Genomic DNA, 23,920 nt, shown 5'->3' with positions numbered 1-23,920 from the left:
CTATTTAGATCAGATATTTCCGCCCGTCAGCCGCTGGCAAATCAGATCGAGCTGATCCAGCGTGGTGTAGCGGATCGATACCGTGCCGGACACCGGATCGGGATCGACCGCGATGCGGATGCTGAGGCCAAGGAATTCCTCCAGGTGATTCTGCACCGCGAGGATATCGGCGTTCTCCCCCGATCCCCGGGCCTCGCGCGCCCGGCGCGGGGCCGGCGGAACCGGACGATTGCGCCGGCGGATCAGCTTTTCGACCTCACGCACGGAGAGCTGCTTGTCGACCGCGGCGCGCGCCAGGTCGGTCGCATCCTCGGCGCCGATCAGGGCGCGGGCATGGCCCATCGAAAGATCGCCCACCTCCACCATGTCGAGCACCGGCTCGGGCAGGGCCAGCAGGCGCTGGAGATTGGCGACATGGCTGCGTGACTTGTCGACCATCCGGGCGATTTCGGCCTGGGTCATGCTCTCGGCCTGGGCCAGGCGCTCATAGGCACGCGCCTCTTCCACCGGGTTGAGATCCTGGCGCTGGAGATTCTCGATCAGCGCCAGGGCCATGACCTCGCGCTCGGTCAGATCGCGCACCAGGGCCGGGATTTCATGGAGCCGCGCCCGCTGCGCCGCGCGCCAGCGCCGCTCGCCGGCGACAAGCTGGTAGCGCCCCTGGCCGAGCGGACGGACGATGACTGGCTGGATCACGCCCCGCGCGGCAATCGAGGCGGCCAGTTCCTCCAGCGCGGCCTCGTCGAACCGGCGGCGGGGCTGTTCGGGATGAGGCTCGATCGCGGAAACCGCCAGGGTGGTCAGCCCCGACTGGACCGGGCCGGCCGAAGGCGCGGTGCCGAACACCGATTCCTCGCGCCGCACCTCGCCGAGCAGGGCGCCGAGGCCGCGGCCAAGCGCGGGCGGCTTGCGGCGATGGGGCGCTGCGGGTTCGGGTGCGGCGGGTTCGGGAGCAGGGACAGCCTGGACTGCGGGATCTTCACTCATGCGGCCAATCTCCGGGAAGGCAGGCGCCCAATGAGCTCGCGGGCAAGCGCCATGTAGGCGCGGCTCCCCGAGCAGTTGTGATCATAGACCAGCGCCGGCAGGCCATGGCTGGGCGCTTCGGACAGGCGGACGTTGCGCGGGATAACCGTCTCGAACACCAGCTGGCCAAGGCAGGAACGCACGTCGTCCGATACCTGGTCGGTCAGGCGGTTGCGGCGATCGAACATGGTCAGCGCCACGCCGACGATGCCGAGCGATGCATTGAACCGCTGCTGCACCCGCTCGACCGTCTGGAGCAATTGGCTCAAGCCTTCAAGCGCGAAGAATTCGCACTGGAGCGGCACAAGCAGGGTATCGGCGGCGCACAGCGCGTTGAGCGTGAGCAGGCCAAGCGAAGGCGGGCAATCGATCAGGCAGACGTCATAGCCTGCATCGGCGCCCAGCGCGGTCCGCAGGCGATCGGTGCGGTTCTCCACCCCGACCAGCTCCACTTCCGCGCCAGACAGGTCGACCGTGGCCGGGACGATGTCCATGCCGGGAATGCGGGTCGGGACAGCGCAGGAGGCCAGGGGAACCTGATCGACCAGCAGGTCATAGGATGTGGCCCCGCGCTCGGCGGCGGGAAGGCCGATCCCGGTCGAGGCATTGCCCTGCGGATCAAGATCGACGAGCAGGGTTTTCCACCCGGTCGCCGCGAGGGCCGTGGCGAGATTGATGGCCGTGGTGGTCTTGCCCACACCGCCCTTCTGGTTGGCAATCGCGATGCGGATCATGAGCTGCGCGCCTTCTTCCCTCGCGGTTTCGCCACGGCAGCAAGCGGACCGGACACCGTTCCCACCACCAGACCAGCATCCGGATCGGTGAGCGATTGTTCCACGTGGAACAGGTGCCGCCACCCCGAAAGCTGATTCACTTCATCCCAAGCCGAACGGCCCTTCGGCAACAGCCATATCGTGTCGGCTGTGGAAAATCGTGCGGAAATGTCGAGCAATCGATCGAGCGGGGCAAAGGCCCGTGCCGAAATGACCCCGGCCGGGAACGATTCAACCAGCTCCAGCCGCGAACCCAGCACCCGCGCCCGCGCCAGGCCGAGATCGCTGCAGACCCGTTGCAGCCACTCGACTCGCCTGGTGCGCGATTCGACCATGGTCACATCAAGCTCGGGCCGCAGCGCGGCAATCACCAGCCCGGGGAAGCCGGCACCGGTGCCAAGGTCAAGCCAGGGCGACGGTGTTTCACGTGGAACATGGCGCAGGAGCTGCGCCGAATCGGCAATGTGCCGCTGCCACGCCGCGCCCAGGCTGGCGCTGGACACCAGGTTCTGCCGGGTGTTTTCCTCGGCCAGCAGGTCCAGCAGTCGCTCGCACCGGGCGAGGGCCGCTGCATCGGCAAGATCGGCCACCAGCGCCCGGGCTTCGGCTTCCGAGCCGGTCATGCCGCCTGCCGCCGGGCCTGCACCAGAAGGGCCGCCAGTGCCGCCGGGGTGATCCCCGGAACCCGGCCGGCATCGGCCAGCGTGGCGGGCCGCGCCGATTGGAGACGTTCGACCATCTCGCGCGACAGACCGGGCACCGCGCCATAGGCAAAGGTATCGCCCAGCGGCAGAGCCTCGCCCGCGCGAAGGGCGCGCAGTTCGCCCTCCTGGCGGACAAGGTAGGGCGCATAGATCGCATCCTCGACCACTTCGGCGGCCAGCTCCGCATCGGCGGGCAGATCGGCGGGAAGCCAGGGAGCAAGGCCGTCAAGCGTCACCCCGGAGAAGCGCAGCCATTCGCGCAAGGGCAGGCGGCCGGTGTCGGTGCGGACCGGCAGGCCGGCGCGGGCCAGCTCGGCCGCGCTGGCCTCGGTCGACAAAGCCTGATCGAACTGCGCCCGGCCAGCCTCGCGCCGCGCGAACCATGCCGCGCGCTCCGGCCCCACCGCGCCGCAGGCCAGGCCCAGCGGGGTGAGCCGGGAACCGGCATTGTTGGCGCGCAGGCGCAGGCGGTATTCGGCGCGGGCGGTGAGCATCCGGTAAGGCTCGGTCACGCCGTGCAGCGTGAGATCGTCGATCATCACCGCGAGGTAGGAATTGGCCCGGTCCAGCGCCGCCGGCTCCCGGCCAAGCACGGCGGCCGCAGCGTTCATGCCGGCGACCAGTCCTTGCGCGGCAGCCTCCTCGTAGCCGGTGGTGCCGTTGATCTGCCCCGCGCAATAGAGTCCCGGCAAGGCGCGCAGTTCAAGGCTGGGCCGCAGGGCGCGGGGATCAACGTGATCGTATTCGACGGCATAGCCGGCGGTGACGATCTCCACCTGCTCCAGCCCCCGCATGGAGCGGACCAGGGCCAGCTGGACATCGGCAGGGAGCGACGTGCTGATGCCGTTGGGATAGACCAGCGCGCTGTCGAGCCCTTCGGGTTCGAGGAAGACCTGGTGGCCATCGCGGTCGGCGAAGCGGTGAATCTTGTCCTCGATCGACGGGCAATAGCGCGGCCCGGAAGCGCCGATCGCCCCGGTGAACAGGGGCGAGCGGTGAAGGCCGCCACGGATGATGTCGTGGCTGCGGGAATTGGTGCGCGTGATCGCGCAGAACACCTGGGGGTTCACCCGCGCGGTGGTGAGCGGCGACATCGTCCACGCGTCGAGATCCGAGGCCTGCTCCTCCAGCACCGCCCAGTCGATGGTGCGGCCATCGAGGCGCGGCGGGGTGCCGGTCTTGAGCCGGGCCATCGGCAGCTCGGCCTCACGCAACTGGGCCGCGAGGCGCTGGGCCGAATCCTCGCCGATGCGCCCGCCAACCATGCGCTCCTCGCCGCGGAACAGGGTGCCGCCCAGGAAGGTGCCGGTGCACAGCACCACCGCGGCGGCGGTCAGTTCTGTGCCGTCAGCCAGGGTCACGCCGACCACCCGGCCGCCGGCCAGGCGCAAGGCTGCCGCCTCACCGGCCACCACGGTGAGCCGGTCCTGCCGCTCCAGCATGGCCTGGACCGCACGCCTGAACAGCTTGCGGTCCGCCTGGATGCGCGGGCCTTGCACGGCGCTGCCCTTGCTCTTGTTGAGCATCCGGTAATGGATCGCGGCCGCATCTGCGGCGCGGCCCATCAGCCCATCAAGCGCATCGACCTCGCGGACGAGGTGGCCCTTGCCCAGGCCGCCGATGGCAGGATTGCAGCTCATCGCGCCAAGCTGGGCGGGGTCGAAGGTCAGCAGGGCGGTGCGCGCGCCCATCCGGGCGGCGACGGCGGCCGCTTCGCAGCCGGCGTGTCCGCCGCCAACGACGATGATGTCGAACGGATGCATGGCGGGGCGCTTACAGGATTTGCCGGCAGGGGTCCAGTTGGCGTACCGCGCGTTGTTTCACGTGGAACATTCAGGTCGCACCGCTATTTGCCGATGCAGAACCGGCCGAACAGCGCGTCGAGCATATCCTCGGTCGTGGTCCGGCCGAGCAGGGCATCGAAGGCGACGCGGGCCAGGCGCAGACCTTCGGCTATCAGCAGCGGATCATCCAGGCCGGGGATGGCCGAAAGGGCGGCGTGAGCTTCGTCGAGCAGGCGGTGCTGGCGCTGGTTGAGCGCCGCTTCGCCGGGGCGAGGGAGGGCGGCGCGGGCCGTGGCCACCAGATCCTCGCGCAAGTGGCCAAGGCCTTGCCCGGTCAGCGCCGAGACCCGATGGCGCGGGTGGGCCTTGGCCTCATGCCCGGGGCGATCGCACTGCGCCTCGATGTTCCAGGCCAGGGGCGGACATTGCCCATCGGGGCCGAGCCACAGGACCAGGTCGGCCCGGGCCAGTTCGCCCTGCGCGCGATCGATCCCGGTCCGCTCGATCGGATCGGCGGTTTCGTCGCGCAGGCCGGCGGTGTCGAGGAACAGGAACGGGACACCGGCCAGGGCCACCGGCCGGGCCACCACGTCGCGGGTGGTGCCGGGAATGGGCGAGGTGATCGCCGCCTCGGCTTCGACCAGCGCGTTGAACAGGGTGGACTTGCCCGCATTGGGCGGACCGGCGAGGACCACCCGGAATCCTTCACGCAGCCGTTCCGCGCGGGGCCGGGCCAGCCATTCGGCCAGCTCATCGGCCAGGGCACGGATGTTCCACGTGAAACGCTCATCCACCGCGGCGATGTCATCGTCCTCGGCAAAATCGAGCACGGCCTCGATCTCGGCGGACAGATGCAACAGGCGCGCGCGCCAATCCTCGACCAGGCGGGAAAATGTGCCCCCGGCCAGCGCCAGGGCGGACTGGCGCTGAAGTTCGGTTTCCGCCGCCAGCAGGTCGGCCAGACCTTCGGCCTCGGCCAGGTCGATCTTGCCGTTGATGAAGGCGCGGCGGGTGAATTCGCCCGCCTGGGCGCGGCGCAGCCCCGGCAGGGCGGCCAGCGCGGCCTCGACCGCGGCAATCACCGCGCGGCCGCCGTGGAGATGGAATTCGGCGCAATCCTCACCGGTGGCGGTGTGCGGGCCGGGAAGCCAAAGCACCAGTGCGCGATCAAGCGGAGCGCCGGAACCATCGCGCAAGACAGCCGTGACCGCGCGCCGGGGCGGGGCAAGCCTTCCGGCCAGGGCGCGCATGGCCGCGTTGGCCTGCGGGCCGCTGACCCGGATCACGCCGATCGCAGCCGGGGCCGCGCCGCTCGACAGCGCGAAGATCGTATCAGTCATCGGTCAGGCGAACACGGCCGCGGCGAAACCGGACTCAGTCCTTCTTGCGGGCCGTGGCCGTGCCCATGTCCATGAACTGCTTGAACAGGTTCATCCCGATCTCGCCCATCGGCGCCAGCTGCTTGCTCATCGAATGAAGCTGTTCGACGCTGCCCACGCCCTGCATGGCCTTCATCACCGCATCGACATAGGCTTCGTTGGCCTTGCTGACATCGGGCAGGCCAAGGAACCGCCGCGCCTCTTCCGGCGTGCAATCCACTTCCACGTTGACCTTCATTGTCTTGCTCCATCTGCGGCGGGCCAATACCCCTCCCGGCCACGCTTGCACACGCTCTTGGCAAAGTCCATCGAAGCGGCAATTCTGCCGGTCTGGAACGGGAATCGAGCGGAGTGCGAATCATGGGCGAATATGTGCGGATCGCAACTTACGAAGGGGATGCGGATTTTCCTGCCTACATGGCCCGGCCCGCGGGATCGGCGCAGGGCGCAGTCATCGTCATCCAGGAGATTTTCGGAGTAAACCCGGGCATTCGCCAGAAAGCCGATCACTTCGCCAGTCTTGGCTACCTGGCCGTCGCGCCTGACGTGTTCTGGCGCCAACAGGTTGGGATCGAGCTTGATCCCGACGTGCCCGAACAGTTCCAGCAATCGCTGGTGTTCATGCAGGGCCACGATTTCGAGGCCGGCATTCGCGACGTCGAAGCCACGATCCGCTGGATCCGGCGCGAGGCCGGCGTGCCCAGGGTGGGCCTGGTCGGTTACTGCATGGGCGGCAAGATCGCCTATCAGGCAGCGACGCGGACCGATGTCGATGCCTCGGTCGGATACTATGGCGTGGGCATCGCCGGAATGCTGGGCGAGAGCCATGCGATTGCCCGGCCGCTGATGCTGCACGTGCCGATGGCCGATGGATTCGTGCCGGCCGACCAGCAGCAGGCCATGCATGATGGCCTCGATCCCAACCCGCACGTGACCATCCACGACTATCCGGGGCTCGATCACGGGTTTGCCGCCCAGATGGGCAAGCGCCGCAATGAAGACGGCGCGCGGCTGGCGGATGGACGGACCGAGGCCTTCTTCGCTGAACACCTGCGGTAAGCCCCGGGGCCGGTCGGCCCCGCCAAGGCGGATAAGCCAAGGGCGCGGCTTGCACCGCGCCCCTTCGGCCTACTGGTTCATGGTCGCGAAGAAATCCTCGTTGGTCTTCGTGTCCTTGATCTTGTCGAGCAGGAATTCCATCGCATCGACCGTGCCCATCTGCATGAGGATGCGGCGCAGCACCCACATCTTGGCGAGGTTTGCCTTCTCGACCAGCAGTTCTTCCTTGCGGGTGCCGGACTTGCCGACATCGAGCGCCGGGAAGATGCGCTTGTCGGCCACCTTGCGGTCGAGCACGATTTCGCTGTTGCCGGTGCCCTTGAACTCTTCGAAGATCACTTCGTCCATGCGGCTGCCGGTATCGATCAGGGCCGTGGCGATGATCGAGAGCGAGCCGCCTTCCTCGATGTTGCGCGCCGCGCCGAAGAAGCGCTTGGGGCGCTGGAGGGCGTTGGCATCGACACCGCCGGTCAGCACCTTGCCGGAGCTGGGGACAACCGTGTTGTAGGCGCGGCCGAGGCGGGTGATCGAATCGAGCAGGATCACCACGTCCTTCTTGTGTTCCACCAGGCGCTTGGCCTTTTCGATCACCATTTCGGCAACCTGCACGTGGCGGGTGGCCGGTTCGTCGAAGGTGGAGGAAATGACCTCGCCGCGCACCGAGCGCTGCATATCGGTCACTTCTTCCGGACGCTCGTCGATCAGGAGCACGATCAGGAAGACTTCCGGATGGTTGTCGGTGATCGCCTTGGCCATGTTCTGGAGCAGCACGGTCTTGCCGGTGCGCGGCGGGGCGACGATCAGGGCGCGCTGGCCCTTGCCCTGCGGGCTGATGAGATCGATGACCCGGGCCGACTTGTCCTTCACCGTGGGATCGATCGTATCGAGCACGAGGCGCTGGTTGGGATAGAGCGGGGTGAGGTTGTCGAAGTTGACCCGGTGGCGGACCGCATCGGGATCGTCGAAGTTGACGCTGATCAGCTTGTTGATCGCGAAATAGCGCTCGCCATCCTTGGGGGCGCGGATCTCGCCTTCCACCGTATCGCCGGTGCGAAGGCCCCATTTGCGGACCTGGTTGGGCGAGACATAGATATCGTCCGGCCCGGCAAGGTAGTTCGCCTCGGGGCTGCGGAGGAAGCCGAAACCGTCGGTCAGGACCTCGATCGTGCCGATGCCGAGGATCTCCTCGCCGTCTTCGGCCACTTCCTTGAGGATGGCGAACATCAGGTCCTGGCGGCGCATGGTGCTGGCGCCCTCGACGCCGAATTCCTCGGCCATCTCGACCAGCTCGGCCGGGGTCTTCTTCTTGAGTTCCTTGAGGTGCATTTTCATTCTTCCGGATGCAGGGTGTGGCCGGCTCGGGTCATGGGGCTTGGGGAAAGCGGACCTGCAAGGCTGGCCGATGGGGCCGCGCTCGCGCCGGAGACGGGGCGGGAATAGGCCGGTCGGGCGGCAAGGTCAATCACGCAAGGCGCACCAAGGCCGCCCCTGGCCTCAAGGCGCAATAAAGGCCGGGGGGGCGCCCCGGCCTGATCTGTCCGCGTCGCGTCTGCGGCGGCGCCGGTTCCCCCCATGGGGAAGGATCGGCGCCGCCGCAGGGCGATCTGGCGTTTTCGCGGTTCCGGCCGGTCTCAGACCAGGCCGGGGATGTTGTAGACCCGGGCCGCGTTGCCGCTCATGACCTTGTTCCGCGCTTCCGGACCCCAGTGTTCGAGGGTCTTGAAGGCGCGCTCGGCCGGCGACGGATAGAGGCAGGTCGGATGCGGGAAATCGGTTTCGAACAGCACGTTGTCGAACCCGATGATGTCGAGCATACGGGTCGGCGACGAATGTTCGAACCACCAGCAGGCGTAGATCTGGCGATGGAACAGTTCCCACGGCGACGGCCGGTCGTAGTTGACCAGGGTCGGATCCTGGGGGTCGCTTTCGTAGAACTGGTATTCCAGGCGTTCCAGGATGTACGGAATCCAGCCGATGCCGCTTTCCACGTTGACCCACTTGGTCTTGGGGAAACGGTCAAGCAGATCGGAGCAGACCAGGTTGGCCAGGATCGAGGCCTGGCCGCTTTCCAGCAGCGCGCAGCCGATCACGTACTTGCGGTGGCGATCCATCGAGCCCCACACGTCGTCCCACGGATTGCGGCCGGCCATCCCGGCCGGGTCGGCGCCGATGTGGAAGTTGATCGGCATATCGAGGTCCTGGCAAACCTCCCAGAGCGGATCCCAGTAGGTGTGGCCGATGTCGGGGAGGTCGGTGCCATGGTCGGGCTGCGGGCTCACGGCAATGCCGGTCAGGCCCATGTTCTTGGCCTTCTCGACTTCCTTGACGGCCGCCTTGAGGTCCCAGAACGGAATGACCGCCTGCGGCAGGAAGCGGTTGCCCGACAGTTCCTGCTTCTGGGCCATGGCCTCGTTATAGATCGAGGCGATATCCAGCGAAAGCTGGCGGTCCTTGAGGTGGATCAGGCGCTGCGAGCCGAAGCCGACCACGTTGGGATAGACGATCTGCGCCCAGATGTTCATGTCGTCCATCGCGGCGACGCGGCTCTTGATGTCCCAGGACGCCTCGCTGACTTCCTCGATCTGCGGGCCTTCCGAGATCGACACGTCCCAGAAGCTGAACTTCGAGCCGTCCTTCATGATGGAGCAGGCGGTGACGGCGCTCTCGAGCAGGACCTGTTCACCGTCGACCAGCCACACGTCGCGGCCGTTGTCCTTGCGGATGACGTGCGGAACCTTGTCCTTCATCGAGGCCGGAACCATCGAGGTCCACAGGTCGTGGGGTTCGGTGTAATGGGTGTCCGCGTCGACGACCTTCATGTCCTTGAGGGTCTGGGTCTCTTCGGCCGTCAGCGTCGGTATCTCGTTGACCATGCTGTTCATCGGGTCGTCCTCTTCTTCATTCCTGCCGGAATCTGCCGGTGACATCTGGCGGCGTTCCGATCTTCGCTTGTCGGAGCGGGCCACCAATCCACGCGGCCCGATTATCCCAATTGCCCCGCCGCTGACATCACATCCATGATTAAACTGCAACGGGGATGGCAGCGCGGCCGACCGGGTCATGCCATTCGCGTGGCCGGCGATTCTCAGAAGGCGAGATTGTAGTCCCCGCCCTTGGCCCGCGCAACGCGATAGGCCGGGCGATCCTGCGCGCGGGCGAGCCAGGCTTCGAGCCGGGGACGGGTGCCAAGATCGCCAAAGGTCGCCTGGGCCAGCTCGATGGGGAAGCCCATCATGATATCGGCGAGGGTGAATTCGTCGCCCACCAGCCAGGTCCGCGTGGCCAGTTCGGCTTCGAGAAAATCGAGGTGGGTGTCGAGATAGGGCCGGTAGCCCTGGCGCAGCGCCTTGCCGACCAGCGGCACCTTGCCGAAAGCCATGCCGGTGAACACTGCCGGCAGAACCGAAGCCTGGGCATAGTGGCAGAAATAGCGGAGGCGCAGGCGCGAATCCTCGTCCGCCGGCGCGCCCAGCCGGCCACCGGCCCGCTCGACCAGATAGTCGGCGATGGCGCCGGTCTCGGCGATGATCCGGCCCCCGTCCTCGATCACCGGCGACTTGCCGAGCGGATGGATCGCCTTGAGCGCTTCGGGCGCCCGGTTGTCCTTGCCGCGGGCATAGGCCACGATTTCATAGGGAAGCCCCAGTTCCTCCAGCAGCCAGAGGACCCGCATCGACTGGGAGTGATCGAGATGGTGCAGCCGGATCATGGTCTCTCGTCCTGTTCGGGTGGTGGGCAGGGCGCCGCAAGCGGCGTCAGAACGGCTTCACGATGACCAGCACCACGATGAAGGCGGCGGCGATCCCGGGCACCTCGTTGAGCAGGCGCAGGCGCTTGCCGGTGAGCCGCTCCTCGCCGCGCGCCAGTGCCGCGGCATAGCTGGCGAGGTAGAGATGATAGGCGGTAAGCGCGAGGACGAAGGCCAGCTTGGCATGGAACCAGCCTTGCTGGAGCGCACCGATCTGGAGCGCCAGCGCCAGCCCGAAAGCCCACGTGACCGCCAGCGCCGGCCACAGGATGATCTTCAGGAGCTTGCCTTCCCGCTCCACCCAGATCGCCCGTTCCGGCGAGCCGGCCGGCGCTTCCTGGTGATAGACGAAATAGCGCGGTAACATGAACAGCCCGGCCATCCAGAAGATCACGAAGATCACGTGGCCAGCCTTGAGCCAGAGGTAGGTCATTGCAAGAGCCTGCTGCATGATGGGGTCATAGGACGGGCAGGGGGCTGGCGGAAGTGGATCGGCTTGGCAAGGGCCGGGCCTTCGGCGCCGGTGATAGCTCGGGGGATGGCCGGGCAAATCCCGCACCCCGCCGCCACCGCAGTCCGGATCAGGGCCGGATCAGGGCCGGATCAGGGCTTGCGGCGGCTGGTGAGGTGGTAGTGGCGGCACTTGTCGCAACGGTAGGCGCGCAAGACCAGGCCGCTGGCTAAGGCGGCGGCACTGGCGGCAGCCCGGGCCTCGGCAAAAGTTGCGTGGCGCAACTTGCGCCGGCAGATGCCAAGGCGGGTGCGCTTCATCGCCCGGCGGGCACGAAGCCCCTTGCGTCAACCCGCCTCAACGGCTCCAGCCGCGCACCACGCCGAGCAGGCGCTCGACGTGTTCGATCGGGGTGAACTGGCCGATGCCGTGGCCCAGGTTGAACACGTGGGGGCGATCGGCGAAGGCATCGAGCACGCGGCGGGCCTGGGCGTCGAGCTCGTCGCCGCCGGCCAGCAGCAGCAACGGATCGAGATTGCCCTGGACCGGCAGGCCTGCGGGCAGTTCGCGCGCGGCCCACAGCGGATCGATGGTTTCATCGATGCCCAGCGCATCCACGCCGGTTTCCCGGGCATAGGCCACCAGCTTTTCCCCCGAACCCTTGGGGAAGCCGATGATCGGCGTTCCCGGGCAGCGCGCCCGCAACTGGCGCACGATCTCGGCATTGGGCGCGATCACCCAGCGCTCGAACTCGGCCGGGGCGAGGCTCCCCGCCCAGGAATCGAACAATTGGACCGCTTCGGCCCCGGCGCGAACCTGGCCTTCGAGATAATCGACCGTGGTGGCGACAATCGCATCGATGATCGCCTGGAAGGCGCCGCGATCACGATAGGCATAGGCCCGGGTCTCGTGCTGGTCGCGGCTGCCTTCGCCGGCCACCATGTAGGTGGCGATGGTCCAGGGACTGCCCGCAAAGCCCAGCATGGTCTGCTCAGGGCTCAGCGCGGCGCGAACCAGGCGCACGGTCTCGTAGATCGGCGAGAGGCGCTCTGGCACCCCTTCAAGGGCACTGAGCGCCACATCCACGAGGCGGGGCGACATCCGCGGGCCTTCGCCGGCCAGGAATTCGAGATTCTGGCCCATGGCATAGGGCACGATCAGGATGTCGGAAAACAGGATCGCCCCATCGAAGCCGAAGCGGCGCAGCGGCTGGAGGGTGATCTCGGCGGCGGCGGCGCTGTCATAGACCAGCGGCAGGAAGCCACCCTTGCGGCCGCGCAGTTCTCGGTACTCGGGCAGGTAGCGCCCGGCCTGGCGCATCAGCCACACGGGGCGCCGGGAACCGTTCGTTCCGCGCAGGGTATCAAGGAGGAGACCAGGCATCCGATCGGGTCCAATCCAATAAATAAGAGTCTTTAAAGAGGGATTCTGAGAGATTCTGGCCCTGTGGAAACCGGGGATTGGGCGCCCTTGCCCGATTTGTCCCGCGATGAACAGGGGGCGGCGGTGTGCGAATCCCGAAGCTGCGGGGTCAAGCAGGACTTATCCCGCTTGTCCCCAGCCTGTGGGCAAAGGCGCGCGGCTGTCCACAAGTTGCCCATCGCAGGGCCGGAAGGGATGATGGAATCGCCTGCCGGAATTGTCAGCCCCTTCGTCCCGTGGTTTATGCCGGGTTCTGTCCACAGGCCGATCGCGGTACCCCGAATGACCCAGCTGCACCTCCATCTCCTGTCGGATTCCACCGGCGAGACGCTGGAGATGATCGCCAAGGCCGCGCTCGCCCAGTTCGACAATGCCGGGATCACCCGCCATTTCTGGCCGATGGTCCGCTCGCAGCAGCATCTCGATCGGATCCTGTCGGAAATCGCCGCCAATCCCGGGCTGGTGCTGTTCACCCTGGTCAATGCCGAAACCCGTGTGCGGCTGGAAGATCGCTGCCGGGCACTGGGCCTGCCCGCCGTGCCCGCGCTCGATGCGGTGAGCATGGCGCTTGAGGAAATGCTTGGCCAGCAGGCCAAGGCCCGGCCCGGCCGGCAGCACATCCTCGATGATGCCTATTTCGCCCGGGTCGATGCGATCCAGTTCACCATTGCCCACGATGATGGCTTGCTGTGGGAAGACTGGGAAGAGGCCGACATCCTGCTGGCCGGGGTTTCGCGCAGCTCCAAGACGCCGACCTCCATCTATCTCGCCAATCGCGGGCACAAGGTGGCCAATATCCCGATCGTGCTGGAAAGCCCGCCGCCCGCGGCGCTGTTCCAGCTCGGCCGCCCACTGGTGGTGGGCCTGACCACGGCGCCCGAACGGCTGGTGCAGGTGCGCCGCAACCGCCTGCTGTCGCTCAACCAGGCGCCCTCGACCCATTATGTCGACCAGGAGCAGGTGGCGCGCGAAGTGCAGTTTGCCCGGCGGCTGTTTGCCGATAATGGCTGGCCGGTGATCGACGTGACCCGGCGCTCGATCGAGGAAACCGCCGCCGCCGTTATCCGGTTGTACCAGGATCACCGCGCGCGTGGCGAAAGCACCGCCGCCGGGGCGAAACCGATCTGAAGGCCCGCTTGCCATGCCGATGTTCCGATGGTGATCCCCTCATGCTGATATTGGCTTCGCAAAGCGCCTCGCGCCGGGCCATGCTGGAAGCGGCCGGCGTGCCCTTCATGGCGGTTCCCGCGCAGGTGGACGAGCGGGGGCTCGAAGCCGGCCTTGCCGGCGCGCCGCCCGAAGACGTGGCCCGCGCGCTTGCCCGGGCCAAGGCCCAGGCCGTCTCGGCAATCCATCCGGGCCGCTGGGTCCTGGGTTCCGACAGCCTGGTGGTCTGCGCCGGGCGGCGGTTCGACAAGCCCGCCAGCCGGGCAGCAGCAGCGGAACACCTGCGCTTCTTTTCCGGCAAGACCATGGACCTCCACAGCGCCGCCGCTCTCGCCCGGGATGGCGAAGTGAAGGCGGACTGTGCGGACAAGGCCGAACTGGTGGTCCGGACCCTGTCGGAGCGCTTCGTCGCTGATTATCTCGATGCCGAATGGCCGCAGGTGGCCGGTTGCGTCGGCGTGTTCCGGATCGAGGGGCGGGGCGTGCAGCTGTTCGAAAGCGTGAGTGGCGATCACTTCACCATCCTGGGAATGCCCTTGTTCAAGGTCATGGCGGCCCTGCGACACTGCGCGGTGATCGCGCCATGAGCCACATTCCCTATGCCGAGGTGATCGGCGATCCCATCGTCCAGTCGAAGTCACCGGCGATCCACGGGTTCTGGCTGGCCGAACTGGGCATCGAAGCGGAATACCGGGCGTGCCACGTCACGCGCGAAGGCCTGGCCGACTACCTGGCCAGCCGGCGCAAGGATGCCGCCTGGCGCGGCTGCAACGTGACCATGCCGCACAAGCAGGCGATTATGCCGCTGCTCGATGCCATCGATCCGCTGGCCGCGCGCGTGGGCGCGGTCAACACCGTGGTGCGCGGGGCCGATGGCCGGCTCACCGGCCACAACACCGACGTTCCGGGCTTTCTCGAACCGCTGGAGCCGCTGCTGGCCCAGCAGCACCTGTTTCGCATGGCGCGGGTCATCGGCACCGGCGGCGCGGCGCGGGCGATCATCGCCGGCCTTGCCGGCCACGGCTTCGTGCTGGTCCTGGCCGGGCGCGATCCGGCCAAGGCGCGCGCCCTGCTGGATGAGCTGGACCCGGGCGGCGAGCATCATGCGATCGATCTGGCGCACTTCGCCCAGCCCACCGATTTCGCCTTCGATGACCGTGAAGGCTGCTGCGACCTGGTGGTCAACGCCAGCCTGCTGGGGATGACCGGCCAACCGCCGCTGGTGTTCGACTGGAGCCACGCTCCGCCGGGCAGCCTGGCCTATGACGTCGTGACGTCACCGCTCGACACGCGCTTCCTCCAGGATGCGCGGGCCGCCGGCTTTCGCACGATCGATGGCCTCGCCATGCTGATCGGCCAGGCCGACTATGCCTTCGCCCACTTCTTCGGCCAGCGCCCCCCGCGCGGGCGCGATGCCGAACTGCGCCGGAGAATCGCTGGTGCCTGAGGATGGCCGCCCCTTCATCCTCGGCCTCACCGGGTCGATCGGCATGGGCAAGTCGGCTGTGGCGGCGATGTTCGCGGGGCTGGGCGTGCCGGTGTTCGACGCCGATGCCGCGGTCCACGCATTGCAGGGGCCGGGCGGTGCCCTGGTCGGCCCGATCGAATCGGCCTTTCCGGGGACCACCGGGCCGGGCGGGGTCGATCGGCAGAAGCTCGGGCCGCTGGTGTTCGGCCAGCCCGCCGAACTGGCGCGGCTGGAGGCGATCATCCACCCCGTGGTCGGCGCGATGCGCGACCGGTTCCTCGCCGAAAACGCCGACAAGCCGCTGATCGTGTTCGACGTGCCCCTGCTCTACGAGAAGGGCGGGTGGCAGACGGTCGATGCCGTGGTCGTGGTCTCGGCGCCGGCCGAGGTGCAGCGCCAGCGGGTGCTGGCGCGGCCGGGGATGACCGAGGAAAAATTCACCGCGATCCTCAAGCTCCAGGTGCCCGACGCGGATAAACGCGCCCGCGCCGATCATGTGATCGATACCGGCACCTCGCTGGCCGAAACGCGCCATGCGGTGCAGCGGCTTGTGCACCATCTCACGGGGCGCGATTAGCCAATTCCCCGCTTGCGCGAGAGCGCGGACGGGTGAATATATTCAAACGATGCGCGAAATCATTTTCGACACCGAAACCACCGGTCTCGATCCGCTCAAGGGCGATCGCATGGTGGAAATCGGCTGCATCGAGCTGGTCAACCGGGTGCCCACGGGCCAGGTCTTCCACGCCTATTTCAACCCTGAACGCGATATGCCGGCCGAGGCCGAGGCGGTCCACGGCCTGTCCGCCGCCTTCCTGGCCGACAAGCCGCTGTTCGCCGAACGCTGCGCGGAACTGCTCGAATTCCTCGGCGAGGCGCCGCTGGTCGCGCACAATGCCGGGTTCGATTTCGCCTTCCTCAACTTTGAGCTTTCGCAATGCGGGCTGGAGCCGGTGTGCCACAGCCGCATGGTGGATACGATCAAGCTCGCGCGGGTGCGCCATCCGGGGGCCAAGCTGTCGCTCGATGCCCTGTGCACCCGCTACGGGATCGATCGCAGCCACCGCACGCAGCACGGCGCGCTGCTCGATGCGGAACTGCTGGCGCAGGTCTATGTCGAGCTCAATGGCGGACGGCAGATCGGCCTGGAACTGGCCGGGGCGCCGGCCGCTAACGTCGTGGCGCAGGTCGCGCTGGTTACCCGCCAGCGAGTCTATCGCGAGCCCAGGCCACATGGCCCGAGCGAAGCGGAACTGGCCGCCCATGCCGCGTTTCTGGAAGGCGTGAAAGCGCCGCTCTGGAACGAGGGGGCGGCAAATTAGGAGGAGTAGGCTATCATGGACGTTCGCGTAGCAGGTCACCAGGTGGAAACCGGCGAAGCCCTCCAGACTCACGCCGCCGATCGCCTGACCGCGATTGTCGAAAAGTACTTCAGCCGCGGGCTTTCCAGCCAGGTGACCTTCAATCGCGGTCCGGCCGGCTCGTTCCGCTGCGATATCGTCACCCACGTGATGCAGGGGCTGATCCTCAAGGGCGCCGCCTTCGCCCCCGATGCCCACGTCGCGCTCGACCAGGCGGCGGAGAAGATCGACAAGCAGCTGCGCCGCTACAAGCGCCGCCTCAAGGACCATCACGAGCAGGCCAGCCATGCCGCCCGGGCCGAGGATGCGGCCTATGTCGTCTTCGCCGAGCCTGAGCCGGAAGCCGAGGAAATCGTCGTCGATGCGCCCCTGGTCATCGCCGAGACCCGGGTCGACGTGCCCGAGGCGACCGTGTCCGATGCAGTGATGATGCTTGACCTTCGCAACACCAATGCGTTGCTGTTCAAAAACGCTGGCACGGGACGGCATAATATGGTCTACCGCCGCGGCGATGGGTCGATCGGCTGGGTCGAACCGTCCTGACGCGCGAGAATCCGCGCGCCATTTCCGGCGTTTGAGGAGGAGAGACCCGGTTTTCCGGGAAACCGACGCCATCCGACGAGCCGCCCTGGCGGCCGCCGGGTGGCCCGACAGGCGATACGAACCACGATGACCGCTCTCTTCACCCTCGACCCCGAAGCCGTCGGCACCATCCGCGCCGACGACAAGTCCGCCATCCTGCGCCTGCTCGCCGGGCGTTTCGCCGAGGTCTATGGCCTCGAAGCCAGCCACGTGCTCGAACGGATCGAGGAGCGCGAGCGCCTCGGCAGCACCGGATTCGGGCGCGGCGTGGCCATTCCCCATGCCCGGATCGATGGCCTTGGCCGCCCGGTCGCGGTGTTCCTGCGGCTCGAAGCGCCCGTGGCCTTCGATGCGGCCGATGGGATGCCGGTCGATCTGGTGTTCGGCCTGCTCTCGCCCGAACAGGCCGGCGCGGCGCATCTCCATGCCCTGGCCGCGATCTCGCGGATGATGCGCGACGAACGGATGCACCAGGCGTTGAGCGAGGCTCCGGGCGCCGAGGCGCTCTATGGCCTGCTGTGCAATGTCATCGATCGCAACGCCGCCTGATCCGGCCCCGGTGAGCGGCGCGGACGATGGCGCTGCGTCGGGCGCGGGCCTGCACTGGCGTGCGCTCGAAAGCCTCTATGCCGCCGCGCCGATCAACCGCCTGTTCGATTCCGAGCTGACCGTCACCGGCGAAGGCCGGGCCAGCATCGCCTTCACCGTGGACGGGCGGGTGCACCACGCGGCGGGCGCGGCCCACGGCACGATCTATTTCAAGATGATCGACGATGCCGCTTTCTATGCCGCCAATACGCTGGTGACCGATCGCTTCCTGCTCACCACCTCGATGAACCTGCACTTCGTCCGCCCGATCAAGGCCGGGCGCGTGGTGGCCGAGGGCCGCTGGGTCAGCGGGCGCCGCCGCGTGCTGGTGGCCGAAGCGCGGCTGGTCGATGCCGAGGGCGAGGAGATCGGCCGCGGCACCGGCACCTTCATGCGGAGCCGCATCCCGCTGTCCGGCCTGCCCGGCTACACCCCCCGGCGCGACTGACCGTGATGGCTGGCCGGCATGGCTGAACCCGAAGCCCGCCTGCCAAGCCACGTGGAAGCCGGCGCCCTGCTCCGCCGGGTCCAGCAGGAGGGCGGATTCGCCACGGTTCTGGCGCGCGGCGAGGCGGATGCCGGCACGATCCTGGTGGTCCTGGCCGATCGCGGCGCCCCGCCCCGGGCCTTCGAACGGATGCCGCAGCTTGATGGAACGCGCGCCTGGACCCTGTCGCGCACGGGTTCGGCAGGCGATCCGCAGGCCTTTGCCGAATGGCTGGACCGGCGCCGCGCGCAGGATCCCGACCTGTGGATCATCGAACTGGACATCCCGCAAGGTGAACGGTTCATCCCATAGACAGGATGCGCGGGTTGACTCTGTTGCGCTGCACAATCAAAGGCCGCGCTCCACTTACGCGCAGGCGGTCGACCGGGCACTGAAGCCCTGCGGCTGGCACGCAGACGGGTGGCAGCCGGCGAGTTTCCGGTGGTCAGCAGGGGGTCCGCATCCGTGGAGCCACGAGCCAGCCATCCCCTCGTGCAGGTGTGCCAACCGCCGATAAAGCCGGTTAAATGAGTTTTCGCACCAAGTTTTCCAGTGCCGTGATCGCGTCGCTGGCCTTTGTTCTTACGATCGCAGTCGCCGATGGTTCCGGCGCCGCTGCCCAGAATCGGACTCCGCAGATTGCGTCGCAGGCTTCCGCCTCCGCATCCGGTCCCGACAATCTCCTTCCCGCCAGCTATCCCGCCCCGCTCGCCAATCCGGCCCCGAATCCGGCCGATGCCGACCTGCGCCCGAGCCGCGAGGAAAAGCTGCCCCCGCCGATCCGGACCGACGCCAACGGCGATGCCGTGGCCGGCGAGGCGCCTGCCGCCCCGATCACCGTGCCCAGCCTGACCCGGGCCGTGACCCCCGTTTCCGCCGACCTCCCGCGCGAGCTGGAATGCCTGGCCGGCGCGATCTACTTCGAGGCCAAGAGCGAAAGCCTCGAAGGCCAGCTGGCCGTGGGCCGCGTGGTCATCAACCGCGCCAGGTCGGGCCGCTTCCCGGCGTCCTATTGCGGCGTGGTGTTCCAGCGCTCGCAGTTCTCGTTCATCCGTGGCGGCCAGATGCCGGCGATCAACCGCGTCTCGCGCACCTGGCAGCAGGCCGTGGCCATCGCCAAGATCGCCGATGCCAATGCCTATCCCAGCCCGGCCGAAGGCGCGCTGTTCTTCCACGCCACCAGCGTTTCGCCAAACTGGCGCCTGACCCGGGTCGCGCGGGTCGACAACCACGTGTTCTACCGCTGACCTGATCCCGCCTTCCCACCCTTGGGGGCAACGCTTCGCCCGTCTTCCGAACCCCCGGAAGGCGGGCGTTTGCATTGGCGGTTACATCTCCACCTGGCTGCCCAGCTCGATCACGCGGTTGGTCGGGATGCGGAAATAGGCCATCGCGCTTTCCGCGGCCTTCAGCATGGCCGCGAACAGGCGGACCCGCCAGGGCGCCATGCCCCGCCCGCGCAGGGCCGGCACCGGCTTTTCCCGCCCCAGGAAGAAGCTCGTGTCCATCAGGGCCAGCTTGCCGCCAGGAAGGTCCAGCCCGGCCAGGTCGCGCGGCACGTCAACCTCGTCCATGAAGCCGTAGTGCAGGATCACCCGGGTGAAGCCGTGGTCCAGCGGGTGGGCCTCCAGCCGCCGCGCGGGATCGGCATGGGGCACCTCGCCCACCGCCACGGTCAGGATCAGGATGCGTTCGTGCAAGACCTGGTTGTGCTTGAGGTTGTGGAGCAGGGCTGAAGGAATACCGTCGGGCGAGGCGCAGAGGAACACCGCCGTGCCGCGCACCCGCCGGGCCGATCCGGCGGCCGACTGGATGAACAGCGGCAGCGCCATGCCCGTGTCGGCCAGCCGCCCGCGCATCGCCCGCTGCCCGGTCGCCCAGGTGGTGAGCAGGGTGAACAGCATGGCTGCCACCAGCAGCGGGAACCAGCCGCCATCGGGGATCTTGGCGAGGTTGGAGAGGAAATAGGCCAGGTCCACCGCCAGGAACAGGCCGATCACCAGCCCCCCCAGCCAGCGCCGCCAGCGCCACACCCGGAAGATCAGGAAGGCGAGCATCGCGGTCGTGATCAGCATGGTGCCCACCACCGAGATGCCATAGGCCGAGGCCAGCCGCGAGGATTCGCGAAAGCCCAGAACCAGCACCAGAACCATCGCCAGCAGACCCCAGTTGACCACCGGGATGTAGATCTGCCCGGCCGCCTTGACGCTGGTGTGGAAGGTCCGCAGGCGCGGCAGGAAGCCAAGCTGGATCGCCTGGTGGGTGGACGAGAACGCCCCGGTGATGACCGCCTGGCTGGCGATGATCGTGGCGGCTGTCGCCAGCAGCACCAGCGGCAGGCGCGCCCAGTCGGGCGCCATGAGGAAGAACGGGTTTTCCACCGCGCCCGGGCTGCCCAGGATCAGCGCGCCCTGGCCCATGTAGTTCAGCATGAGGCAGGGATAGACCAGGCCGATCCAGCTCAGGCCGATTGCCTTGCGGCCGAAGTGGCCCATGTCGGCATAGAGCGTTTCGGCCCCGGTGACGGCCAGGAACACCGAGCCCATGGCCAGGAAGGCAAGGCGCGGCTCGTGGTGGAAGAAGGCGAAGGCCCAGGTAGGGCTGACGATCCCCAGCACTTCCGGCCGGGCCGCGATATGGGCGATGCCCAGCGCGGCAAGGGTGGCGAAGTAAACGAGGACGATCGGGCCGAACAGGGCGCCCACCCGCGCCGTGCCGTGCGACTGGAGCAGGAACAGGCCGGCCAGGATCACCCCGGCGATCGGCAGGATCAGGGTGGACAGGCCAGGATCGACGATGGTCAGCCCTTCCACCGCCGAGAGCACCGAGATGGCCGGGGTCAGCATCGCATCGCCATAGAACAGCGATGCGGCCAGCACCCCCAGGGTGGCGAGAATGACCGACAGGCGCCTGCCCCGGGCATGGGGCGCGATCAGCGCGAGCAGGGCAAAGGAGCCGCCCTCGCCGCGATTGTCGGCCCGCATGGCGACGATCACGTATTTCAGGGTGACGATCAGCATCAGCGACCAGAAGATCAGGCTGAGCACGCCCAGCACGTGCAGCCGGTCCACCCCCATCGGGTGGGGGCCGAGGAAGCTCTCCTTCAGCGCATAGAGCGGCGAGGTGCCGATGTCGCCGAAGACGATGCCGATGGCGCCGAGCATGAGCACCGGCAGGCGTTCCTGCGGGCCATGGAGCGGCGCGGCGGGCTTGTCGGCCGGGGTGGGCGCGGTGGCCCGGTCGGCGGTGGGAGCGGGGGCGGGCTGGAGCGGGAGGGCGTGGCTGGTCATGCTCCGCGAGATGGGCCTTTGCCGCATAAAGTTTCCATGTGGATTGGGCGCCGGGGCGCCGCGCGGCGGCGATCGGCCCTGCGGGATTCCCCTCGACGCGCGCCCCGTTGCGGCGCATCTGGAGCGAGTGAGGACCAGCCGCCCTTTCGCCCCCTCGGCGCTTGCCCTGCGCGGCCATGCCGAAGCCCTCCTGATGGTGGCGGCATCGACCGTGGTCGGCCTGCTGATCGCGGCCCGGCTGGGCGATGGCGCCGTGGTGCTGCTCTACCTGCCGGCGGTGCTGGGCGCGGCGGTGGCCTGCGGCCGGTGGCCGGCGCTGGTCGCGGCGCTCTGCTCGGCGCTGGCCTACAATTACTGGTTCATCGCGCCCTATCGCACCTTGCTGATCCACAGCCCGGCCGACGTGGTGACCGTGGCCGTGCTGTTCCTGGTTGCCCTGGTGACCAGCCAGCTCGCCGGATCGATGCGCGAGAAGGCCTTGCTGGCCGATGCCCATGCCCGGCGCAACGCCACCATCGCCGGCCTCGCGCGGCGGTTGCTGTCCTGCGCCGACGAGGCCGGGATTGCCCGGGTGGCGGCGGGGGAACTGGCCGGCCTGCTGGGCTGCAACGTGGTGGTGGTGAGCGGGCGCGAGGAGCCGGCCGTGCTGGCCAGCTGGCCCGAGGGGATGGCGCTCTCGCCTGGCGACCGGGCCGCCGCGGCGCTCACCCTGGAGAGCGGCGATCCGGCCGGCCGCGGCCTGCGCTGCTTGACCCTGGCCGATTGGCAATTCCATGCGATCGCGGTCAATGGCGCGGTCGTGGCGGCGATCGGGCTGGCGCGTGACGATGGCCGGCCGCCGGTGGGCGAGGATCAGCTGCCCCTGCTGGGCAATCTGCTCGATCAGGTGGCCCTGGCGCTGGAGCGGGCCAGGCTGGAAGAGGAGGCCCGCGATTTTGCCGCCACCCGGCAACGCGACGTGATCCGCGCCGCCCTGCTGACCTCGATCGGCCGCGATATCCGCCCCCGGCTCGATGCGATCCTGGCCGCGGCCGGCGCCCTGCGGCGCAGCAATACGGCCGACCGGCCGCTGGCCGCGACCGTGGCCGCCCAGGCCGCCCGGCTCGATCGCTACATCGCCAACCTGCTCGACCTCGGCCCCTTGAGCGACGAACCGCCGATCGCCCTCGGCTCGGTGGTGATCGACCTGTTCCACCGCGGCGTGACCCGCGACGGCGTGCCCGTCCACCTCACGCCCAAGGAATTCGCCCTGTTGGCGGAACTGGCCAAGCACGCGGGCCGGGTGCTGAGCCATGCCCAGTTGCTGCGAAGCGTCTGGGGGCCGGCGCAGGAGGACCATGTCGATTACCTGCGGGTGGCGATCCGCGCCCTGCGCCAGAAGCTGGAGGAGAACCCGGCCCGGCCCCGGCTCATCGTCAACGAACCGGCGGTGGGCTACCGGCTGGTGCTGCCCGGATGATCAGGCGCTGACTTCGATCCAGACCGGGGCATGGTCGCTGGCCTTTTCCCGGCCGCGATGGTCCTTGTCGACCCCGGCGGCAACCAGGCGGTCGGCCAGTTCGGGGCTGAGCAGGGCATGGTCGATGCGGAAGCCGTGGTCGCGCTGCCAGGCGCCGGCCTGGTAGTCCCAGAAGGTCCAGACCCCGCCGCGCGGGTTGAGCGTGTCGAGCGCGTCGGTCCAGCCATCGGCCAGCAGGCGGGCATAGGCATCGCGCGATTCGGGCTGCATCAGCGCATCGTCGGCCATGGCGGGCGGGGACCAGACATCCTTGTCCTCGGGGATGACGTTGAAATCGCCCAGCACGGCGGCGGGCACTTCTTCGGCTGCGATCTGGCCCATGCGCGCGCGCAGGCGCTCCATCCACCTGAGCTTGTAGTCGAACTTGGGGCCGGGAACCGGGTTGCCGTTGGGCAGGTAGATGCCGGCCACGCGCAGCCCGAAGACATCGGCTTCGAGATAGCGGGAATGGAGATCCTCGGGATCGCCGGCCAGCCCGCGCTGGATCTCCGCCGGCTGGACGCCATCGGCCAGGATGGCCACGCCGTTGAAGCCCTTCTGCCCGTGCCAGATCGCGCCATAGCCGATCTTCTCGAACTCGGCGGCGGGGAAGCCTTCGTCCTGGGTCTTGATTTCCTGGAGGCAGGCAACCGCGGGCCGGGTTTCCTCCAGCCATTCCAGCAGGCGCGGCAGGCGTGCCTTGATGCCGTTGATGTTGAAGCTGGCGAGCCGCAGGTTCGCCCCGGGAACGACGGGCATCAGACGGCGAAGCTGGAGCCGCAGCCGCAGGATGCGGCGGCATTGGGGTTTTCCACGCGGAACGCCGCGCCGCCCAGCGATTCGACATAGTCGACCACGCAGCCGGCAACCAGATCGAGGCTCATCGCATCGACCACCAGCGATACGCCATCGGTCTGGCTAACCGAATCCCCGTCATCCGGGCCGTCGGCCAGGCCGAACTTGTACTGGAACCCCGAACAGCCCCCGCCTTCCACGCTGAGCCTCAGGATGGCGGGCTTGCCCTGCTTTTCGGCAATGGCGGCCACGCGGCGGGCGGCGGCAGGGCTGAGGCTGATGGTGGGGGCGTCCATGACAGCGAATGTAGGGGGTGGGGGGCCGCGCGGCAAGCGGGC

General features: G+C 68.1%; 27 protein-coding genes. 12 read left to right on the top strand and 15 right to left on the bottom strand.

The genetic code is table 11. The annotated features are described in order from the left end of the window. Nucleotides 1-9: 9 nt before the first annotated feature. From ACFOD9_RS12640 to ACFOD9_RS12615, 6 genes are all read right to left on the bottom strand, one after another. The gene (locus ACFOD9_RS12640) at nt 10-987 is read right to left on the bottom strand and encodes a ParB/RepB/Spo0J family partition protein (RefSeq protein WP_379510472.1); all 978 of its coding nucleotides are present in this window, start codon (nt 985-987) and stop codon (nt 10-12) included. Next, complete coding sequence (locus ACFOD9_RS12635; protein ID WP_379510471.1) at nt 984-1,760, bottom strand: ParA family protein; 777 nt, start codon at nt 1,758-1,760, stop codon at nt 984-986. Before ACFOD9_RS12635 ends, ACFOD9_RS12640 begins: the two co-directional genes overlap by 4 nt. Beyond that, nucleotides 1,757-2,422: a 16S rRNA (guanine(527)-N(7))-methyltransferase RsmG gene (gene rsmG, locus ACFOD9_RS12630; RefSeq protein ID WP_379510470.1), complete on the bottom strand. Its 666-nt coding sequence runs from the start codon at nt 2,420-2,422 to the stop codon at nt 1,757-1,759. Before rsmG ends, ACFOD9_RS12635 begins: the two co-directional genes overlap by 4 nt. Then, nucleotides 2,419-4,266: a tRNA uridine-5-carboxymethylaminomethyl(34) synthesis enzyme MnmG gene (gene mnmG / locus ACFOD9_RS12625; RefSeq protein WP_379510469.1), complete on the bottom strand. Its 1,848-nt coding sequence runs from the start codon at nt 4,264-4,266 to the stop codon at nt 2,419-2,421. The genes rsmG and mnmG overlap by 4 nt, the downstream gene beginning before the upstream one ends. 83 nt (nt 4,267-4,349) lie before the next feature. Then, nucleotides 4,350-5,627 carry a tRNA uridine-5-carboxymethylaminomethyl(34) synthesis GTPase MnmE gene (gene mnmE, locus ACFOD9_RS12620; RefSeq protein ID WP_379510468.1) on the bottom strand — a complete coding sequence of 426 codons (1,278 nt, stop codon included), beginning with the start codon at nt 5,625-5,627 and terminating at the stop codon, nt 4,350-4,352. A 34-nt stretch (nt 5,628-5,661) separates the two neighbouring features. Further along, a complete protein-coding gene (locus ACFOD9_RS12615; protein WP_379510467.1) occupies nt 5,662-5,904 on the bottom strand; it encodes a DUF6489 family protein in 243 nt (80 codons plus the stop codon). Nucleotides 5,905-6,026: 122 nt separating this feature from the next. Between ACFOD9_RS12615 and ACFOD9_RS12610 the strand changes: the two genes are divergently transcribed. Continuing rightward, nucleotides 6,027-6,725, top strand: a complete 699-nt coding sequence (locus ACFOD9_RS12610; RefSeq protein WP_379510466.1) for a dienelactone hydrolase family protein — start codon at nt 6,027-6,029, stop codon at nt 6,723-6,725. Nucleotides 6,726-6,794: 69 nt separating this feature from the next. Here ACFOD9_RS12610 and rho read toward each other — a convergent pair whose 3' ends face one another. The 6 genes from rho to hemE all read right to left on the bottom strand — a co-directional run bounded on the left by rho (nt 6,795) and on the right by hemE (nt 12,307). Beyond that, entirely contained in the window at nt 6,795-8,051 is a 1,257-nt protein-coding gene (gene rho / locus ACFOD9_RS12605; RefSeq protein ID WP_379510569.1) for a transcription termination factor Rho, read from the bottom strand. 305 nt (nt 8,052-8,356) lie between these two features. Further along, nucleotides 8,357-9,607 (bottom strand): amidohydrolase family protein, encoded by a 1,251-nt coding sequence (locus ACFOD9_RS12600; protein ID WP_379510465.1) that lies wholly within the window; start codon nt 9,605-9,607, stop codon nt 8,357-8,359. A gap of 203 nt (nt 9,608-9,810) precedes the next feature. Beyond that, a complete protein-coding gene (locus ACFOD9_RS12595; RefSeq protein WP_379510464.1) occupies nt 9,811-10,434 on the bottom strand; it encodes a glutathione S-transferase family protein in 624 nt (207 codons plus the stop codon). Nucleotides 10,435-10,480: 46 nt separating this feature from the next. After that, nucleotides 10,481-10,924 (bottom strand): CopD family protein, encoded by a 444-nt coding sequence (locus ACFOD9_RS12590; RefSeq protein ID WP_379510463.1) that lies wholly within the window; start codon nt 10,922-10,924, stop codon nt 10,481-10,483. Between the two features lie 152 nt (nt 10,925-11,076). Further along, nucleotides 11,077-11,244 (bottom strand): hypothetical protein, encoded by a 168-nt coding sequence (locus tag ACFOD9_RS12585; RefSeq protein ID WP_379510462.1) that lies wholly within the window; start codon nt 11,242-11,244, stop codon nt 11,077-11,079. A 37-nt stretch (nt 11,245-11,281) separates the two neighbouring features. Next, nucleotides 11,282-12,307 (bottom strand): uroporphyrinogen decarboxylase, encoded by a 1,026-nt coding sequence (gene hemE, locus ACFOD9_RS12580; protein ID WP_379510461.1) that lies wholly within the window; start codon nt 12,305-12,307, stop codon nt 11,282-11,284. Between the two features lie 321 nt (nt 12,308-12,628). Between hemE and ACFOD9_RS12575 the strand changes: the two genes are divergently transcribed. The 10 genes from ACFOD9_RS12575 to ACFOD9_RS12530 all read left to right on the top strand — a co-directional run bounded on the left by ACFOD9_RS12575 (nt 12,629) and on the right by ACFOD9_RS12530 (nt 19,246). Next, nucleotides 12,629-13,474 (top strand): pyruvate, water dikinase regulatory protein, encoded by an 846-nt coding sequence (locus ACFOD9_RS12575; RefSeq protein WP_379510460.1) that lies wholly within the window; start codon nt 12,629-12,631, stop codon nt 13,472-13,474. Between the two features lie 41 nt (nt 13,475-13,515). Beyond that, on the top strand, nt 13,516-14,100 hold the full coding sequence (locus ACFOD9_RS12570) for a Maf family protein (RefSeq protein WP_379510459.1): 585 nt from the start codon (nt 13,516-13,518) through the stop codon (nt 14,098-14,100). Beyond that, nucleotides 14,097-14,960, top strand: a complete 864-nt coding sequence (locus ACFOD9_RS12565; RefSeq protein ID WP_379510458.1) for a shikimate dehydrogenase family protein — start codon at nt 14,097-14,099, stop codon at nt 14,958-14,960. The genes ACFOD9_RS12570 and ACFOD9_RS12565 overlap by 4 nt, the downstream gene beginning before the upstream one ends. Further along, on the top strand, nt 14,953-15,558 hold the full coding sequence (gene coaE, locus ACFOD9_RS12560; protein ID WP_379510457.1) for a dephospho-CoA kinase: 606 nt from the start codon (nt 14,953-14,955) through the stop codon (nt 15,556-15,558). Before ACFOD9_RS12565 ends, coaE begins: the two co-directional genes overlap by 8 nt. Nucleotides 15,559-15,607: 49 nt before the next feature. Further along, entirely contained in the window at nt 15,608-16,303 is a 696-nt protein-coding gene (dnaQ, locus tag ACFOD9_RS12555) for a DNA polymerase III subunit epsilon (protein WP_379510456.1), read from the top strand. A 15-nt stretch (nt 16,304-16,318) separates the two neighbouring features. Beyond that, nucleotides 16,319-16,885, top strand: a complete 567-nt coding sequence (gene hpf / locus ACFOD9_RS12550) for a ribosome hibernation-promoting factor, HPF/YfiA family (protein WP_379510455.1) — start codon at nt 16,319-16,321, stop codon at nt 16,883-16,885. A 126-nt stretch (nt 16,886-17,011) separates the two neighbouring features. Further along, nucleotides 17,012-17,473 carry a PTS sugar transporter subunit IIA gene (locus tag ACFOD9_RS12545; RefSeq protein WP_379510454.1) on the top strand — a complete coding sequence of 154 codons (462 nt, stop codon included), beginning with the start codon at nt 17,012-17,014 and terminating at the stop codon, nt 17,471-17,473. Further along, on the top strand, nt 17,448-17,960 hold the full coding sequence (locus tag ACFOD9_RS12540) for a PaaI family thioesterase (RefSeq protein WP_379510453.1): 513 nt from the start codon (nt 17,448-17,450) through the stop codon (nt 17,958-17,960). Before ACFOD9_RS12545 ends, ACFOD9_RS12540 begins: the two co-directional genes overlap by 26 nt. 18 nt (nt 17,961-17,978) lie before the next feature. Beyond that, nucleotides 17,979-18,311 (top strand): DUF1491 family protein, encoded by a 333-nt coding sequence (locus ACFOD9_RS12535; RefSeq protein ID WP_379510452.1) that lies wholly within the window; start codon nt 17,979-17,981, stop codon nt 18,309-18,311. A gap of 215 nt (nt 18,312-18,526) precedes the next feature. After that, complete coding sequence (locus ACFOD9_RS12530; RefSeq protein ID WP_379510451.1) at nt 18,527-19,246, top strand: cell wall hydrolase; 720 nt, start codon at nt 18,527-18,529, stop codon at nt 19,244-19,246. An 81-nt stretch (nt 19,247-19,327) separates the two neighbouring features. Here the strand turns inward: ACFOD9_RS12530 and ACFOD9_RS12525 are convergent, their stop codons facing one another. Beyond that, a complete protein-coding gene (locus ACFOD9_RS12525) occupies nt 19,328-21,289 on the bottom strand; it encodes a potassium transporter Kup (protein WP_449290024.1) in 1,962 nt (653 codons plus the stop codon). A 127-nt stretch (nt 21,290-21,416) separates the two neighbouring features. On the opposite strand from ACFOD9_RS12525, the gene ACFOD9_RS12520 reads away from it, so the two are divergent. After that, nucleotides 21,417-22,748 (top strand): DUF4118 domain-containing protein, encoded by a 1,332-nt coding sequence (locus ACFOD9_RS12520; RefSeq protein ID WP_379510450.1) that lies wholly within the window; start codon nt 21,417-21,419, stop codon nt 22,746-22,748. Here the strand turns inward: ACFOD9_RS12520 and xth are convergent, their stop codons facing one another. Together xth and erpA are read right to left on the bottom strand one after the other, a co-directional pair. Beyond that, complete coding sequence (xth, locus tag ACFOD9_RS12515) at nt 22,749-23,546, bottom strand: exodeoxyribonuclease III (protein ID WP_379510449.1); 798 nt, start codon at nt 23,544-23,546, stop codon at nt 22,749-22,751. It lies immediately after the preceding gene. Continuing rightward, a complete protein-coding gene (gene erpA, locus ACFOD9_RS12510) occupies nt 23,546-23,878 on the bottom strand; it encodes an iron-sulfur cluster insertion protein ErpA (protein ID WP_379510448.1) in 333 nt (110 codons plus the stop codon). Before erpA ends, xth begins: the two co-directional genes overlap by 1 nt. Nucleotides 23,879-23,920 lie beyond the last annotated feature (42 nt).

Source organism: Novosphingobium bradum, from assembly GCF_042646485.1.
In the GTDB taxonomy this organism is placed as follows: Bacteria; Pseudomonadota; Alphaproteobacteria; order Sphingomonadales; family Sphingomonadaceae; genus Novosphingobium; species Novosphingobium bradum.
The sequence above is the reverse complement of the archived record's forward strand: the minus strand, read 5'-3'. Positions and strand labels throughout refer to the sequence as shown.

Coding starts and splice junctions, on each gene's coding strand:
- ACFOD9_RS12535 (WP_379510452.1), top strand. CDS start 17,979: ATGGCTGAACCCGAAGCCCGCCTGCCAAGCCACGTGGAAGCCGGCGCC.
- ACFOD9_RS12595 (WP_379510464.1), bottom strand. CDS start 10,434: ATGATCCGGCTGCACCATCTCGATCACTCCCAGTCGATGCGGGTCCTC.
- ACFOD9_RS12570 (WP_379510459.1), top strand. CDS start 13,516: ATGCTGATATTGGCTTCGCAAAGCGCCTCGCGCCGGGCCATGCTGGAA.
- hemE (WP_379510461.1), bottom strand. CDS start 12,307: ATGCCTGGTCTCCTCCTTGATACCCTGCGCGGAACGAACGGTTCCCGG.
- ACFOD9_RS12610 (WP_379510466.1), top strand. CDS start 6,027: ATGGGCGAATATGTGCGGATCGCAACTTACGAAGGGGATGCGGATTTT.
- ACFOD9_RS12635 (WP_379510471.1), bottom strand. CDS start 1,760: ATGATCCGCATCGCGATTGCCAACCAGAAGGGCGGTGTGGGCAAGACC.
- dnaQ (WP_379510456.1), top strand. CDS start 15,608: ATGCGCGAAATCATTTTCGACACCGAAACCACCGGTCTCGATCCGCTC.
- rsmG (WP_379510470.1), bottom strand. CDS start 2,422: ATGACCGGCTCGGAAGCCGAAGCCCGGGCGCTGGTGGCCGATCTTGCC.
- ACFOD9_RS12585 (WP_379510462.1), bottom strand. CDS start 11,244: ATGAAGCGCACCCGCCTTGGCATCTGCCGGCGCAAGTTGCGCCACGCA.
- ACFOD9_RS12565 (WP_379510458.1), top strand. CDS start 14,097: ATGAGCCACATTCCCTATGCCGAGGTGATCGGCGATCCCATCGTCCAG.
- ACFOD9_RS12590 (WP_379510463.1), bottom strand. CDS start 10,924: ATGCAGCAGGCTCTTGCAATGACCTACCTCTGGCTCAAGGCTGGCCAC.
- mnmG (WP_379510469.1), bottom strand. CDS start 4,266: ATGCATCCGTTCGACATCATCGTCGTTGGCGGCGGACACGCCGGCTGC.
- mnmE (WP_379510468.1), bottom strand. CDS start 5,627: ATGACTGATACGATCTTCGCGCTGTCGAGCGGCGCGGCCCCGGCTGCG.
- hpf (WP_379510455.1), top strand. CDS start 16,319: ATGGACGTTCGCGTAGCAGGTCACCAGGTGGAAACCGGCGAAGCCCTC.
- rho (WP_379510569.1), bottom strand. CDS start 8,051: ATGCACCTCAAGGAACTCAAGAAGAAGACCCCGGCCGAGCTGGTCGAG.
- ACFOD9_RS12530 (WP_379510451.1), top strand. CDS start 18,527: ATGAGTTTTCGCACCAAGTTTTCCAGTGCCGTGATCGCGTCGCTGGCC.
- ACFOD9_RS12545 (WP_379510454.1), top strand. CDS start 17,012: ATGACCGCTCTCTTCACCCTCGACCCCGAAGCCGTCGGCACCATCCGC.
- erpA (WP_379510448.1), bottom strand. CDS start 23,878: ATGGACGCCCCCACCATCAGCCTCAGCCCTGCCGCCGCCCGCCGCGTG.
- ACFOD9_RS12640 (WP_379510472.1), bottom strand. CDS start 987: ATGAGTGAAGATCCCGCAGTCCAGGCTGTCCCTGCTCCCGAACCCGCC.
- ACFOD9_RS12600 (WP_379510465.1), bottom strand. CDS start 9,607: ATGAACAGCATGGTCAACGAGATACCGACGCTGACGGCCGAAGAGACC.
- ACFOD9_RS12525 (WP_449290024.1), bottom strand. CDS start 21,289: ATGACCAGCCACGCCCTCCCGCTCCAGCCCGCCCCCGCTCCCACCGCC.
- ACFOD9_RS12615 (WP_379510467.1), bottom strand. CDS start 5,904: ATGAAGGTCAACGTGGAAGTGGATTGCACGCCGGAAGAGGCGCGGCGG.
- ACFOD9_RS12540 (WP_379510453.1), top strand. CDS start 17,448: ATGTCATCGATCGCAACGCCGCCTGATCCGGCCCCGGTGAGCGGCGCG.
- ACFOD9_RS12575 (WP_379510460.1), top strand. CDS start 12,629: ATGACCCAGCTGCACCTCCATCTCCTGTCGGATTCCACCGGCGAGACG.
- xth (WP_379510449.1), bottom strand. CDS start 23,546: ATGCCCGTCGTTCCCGGGGCGAACCTGCGGCTCGCCAGCTTCAACATC.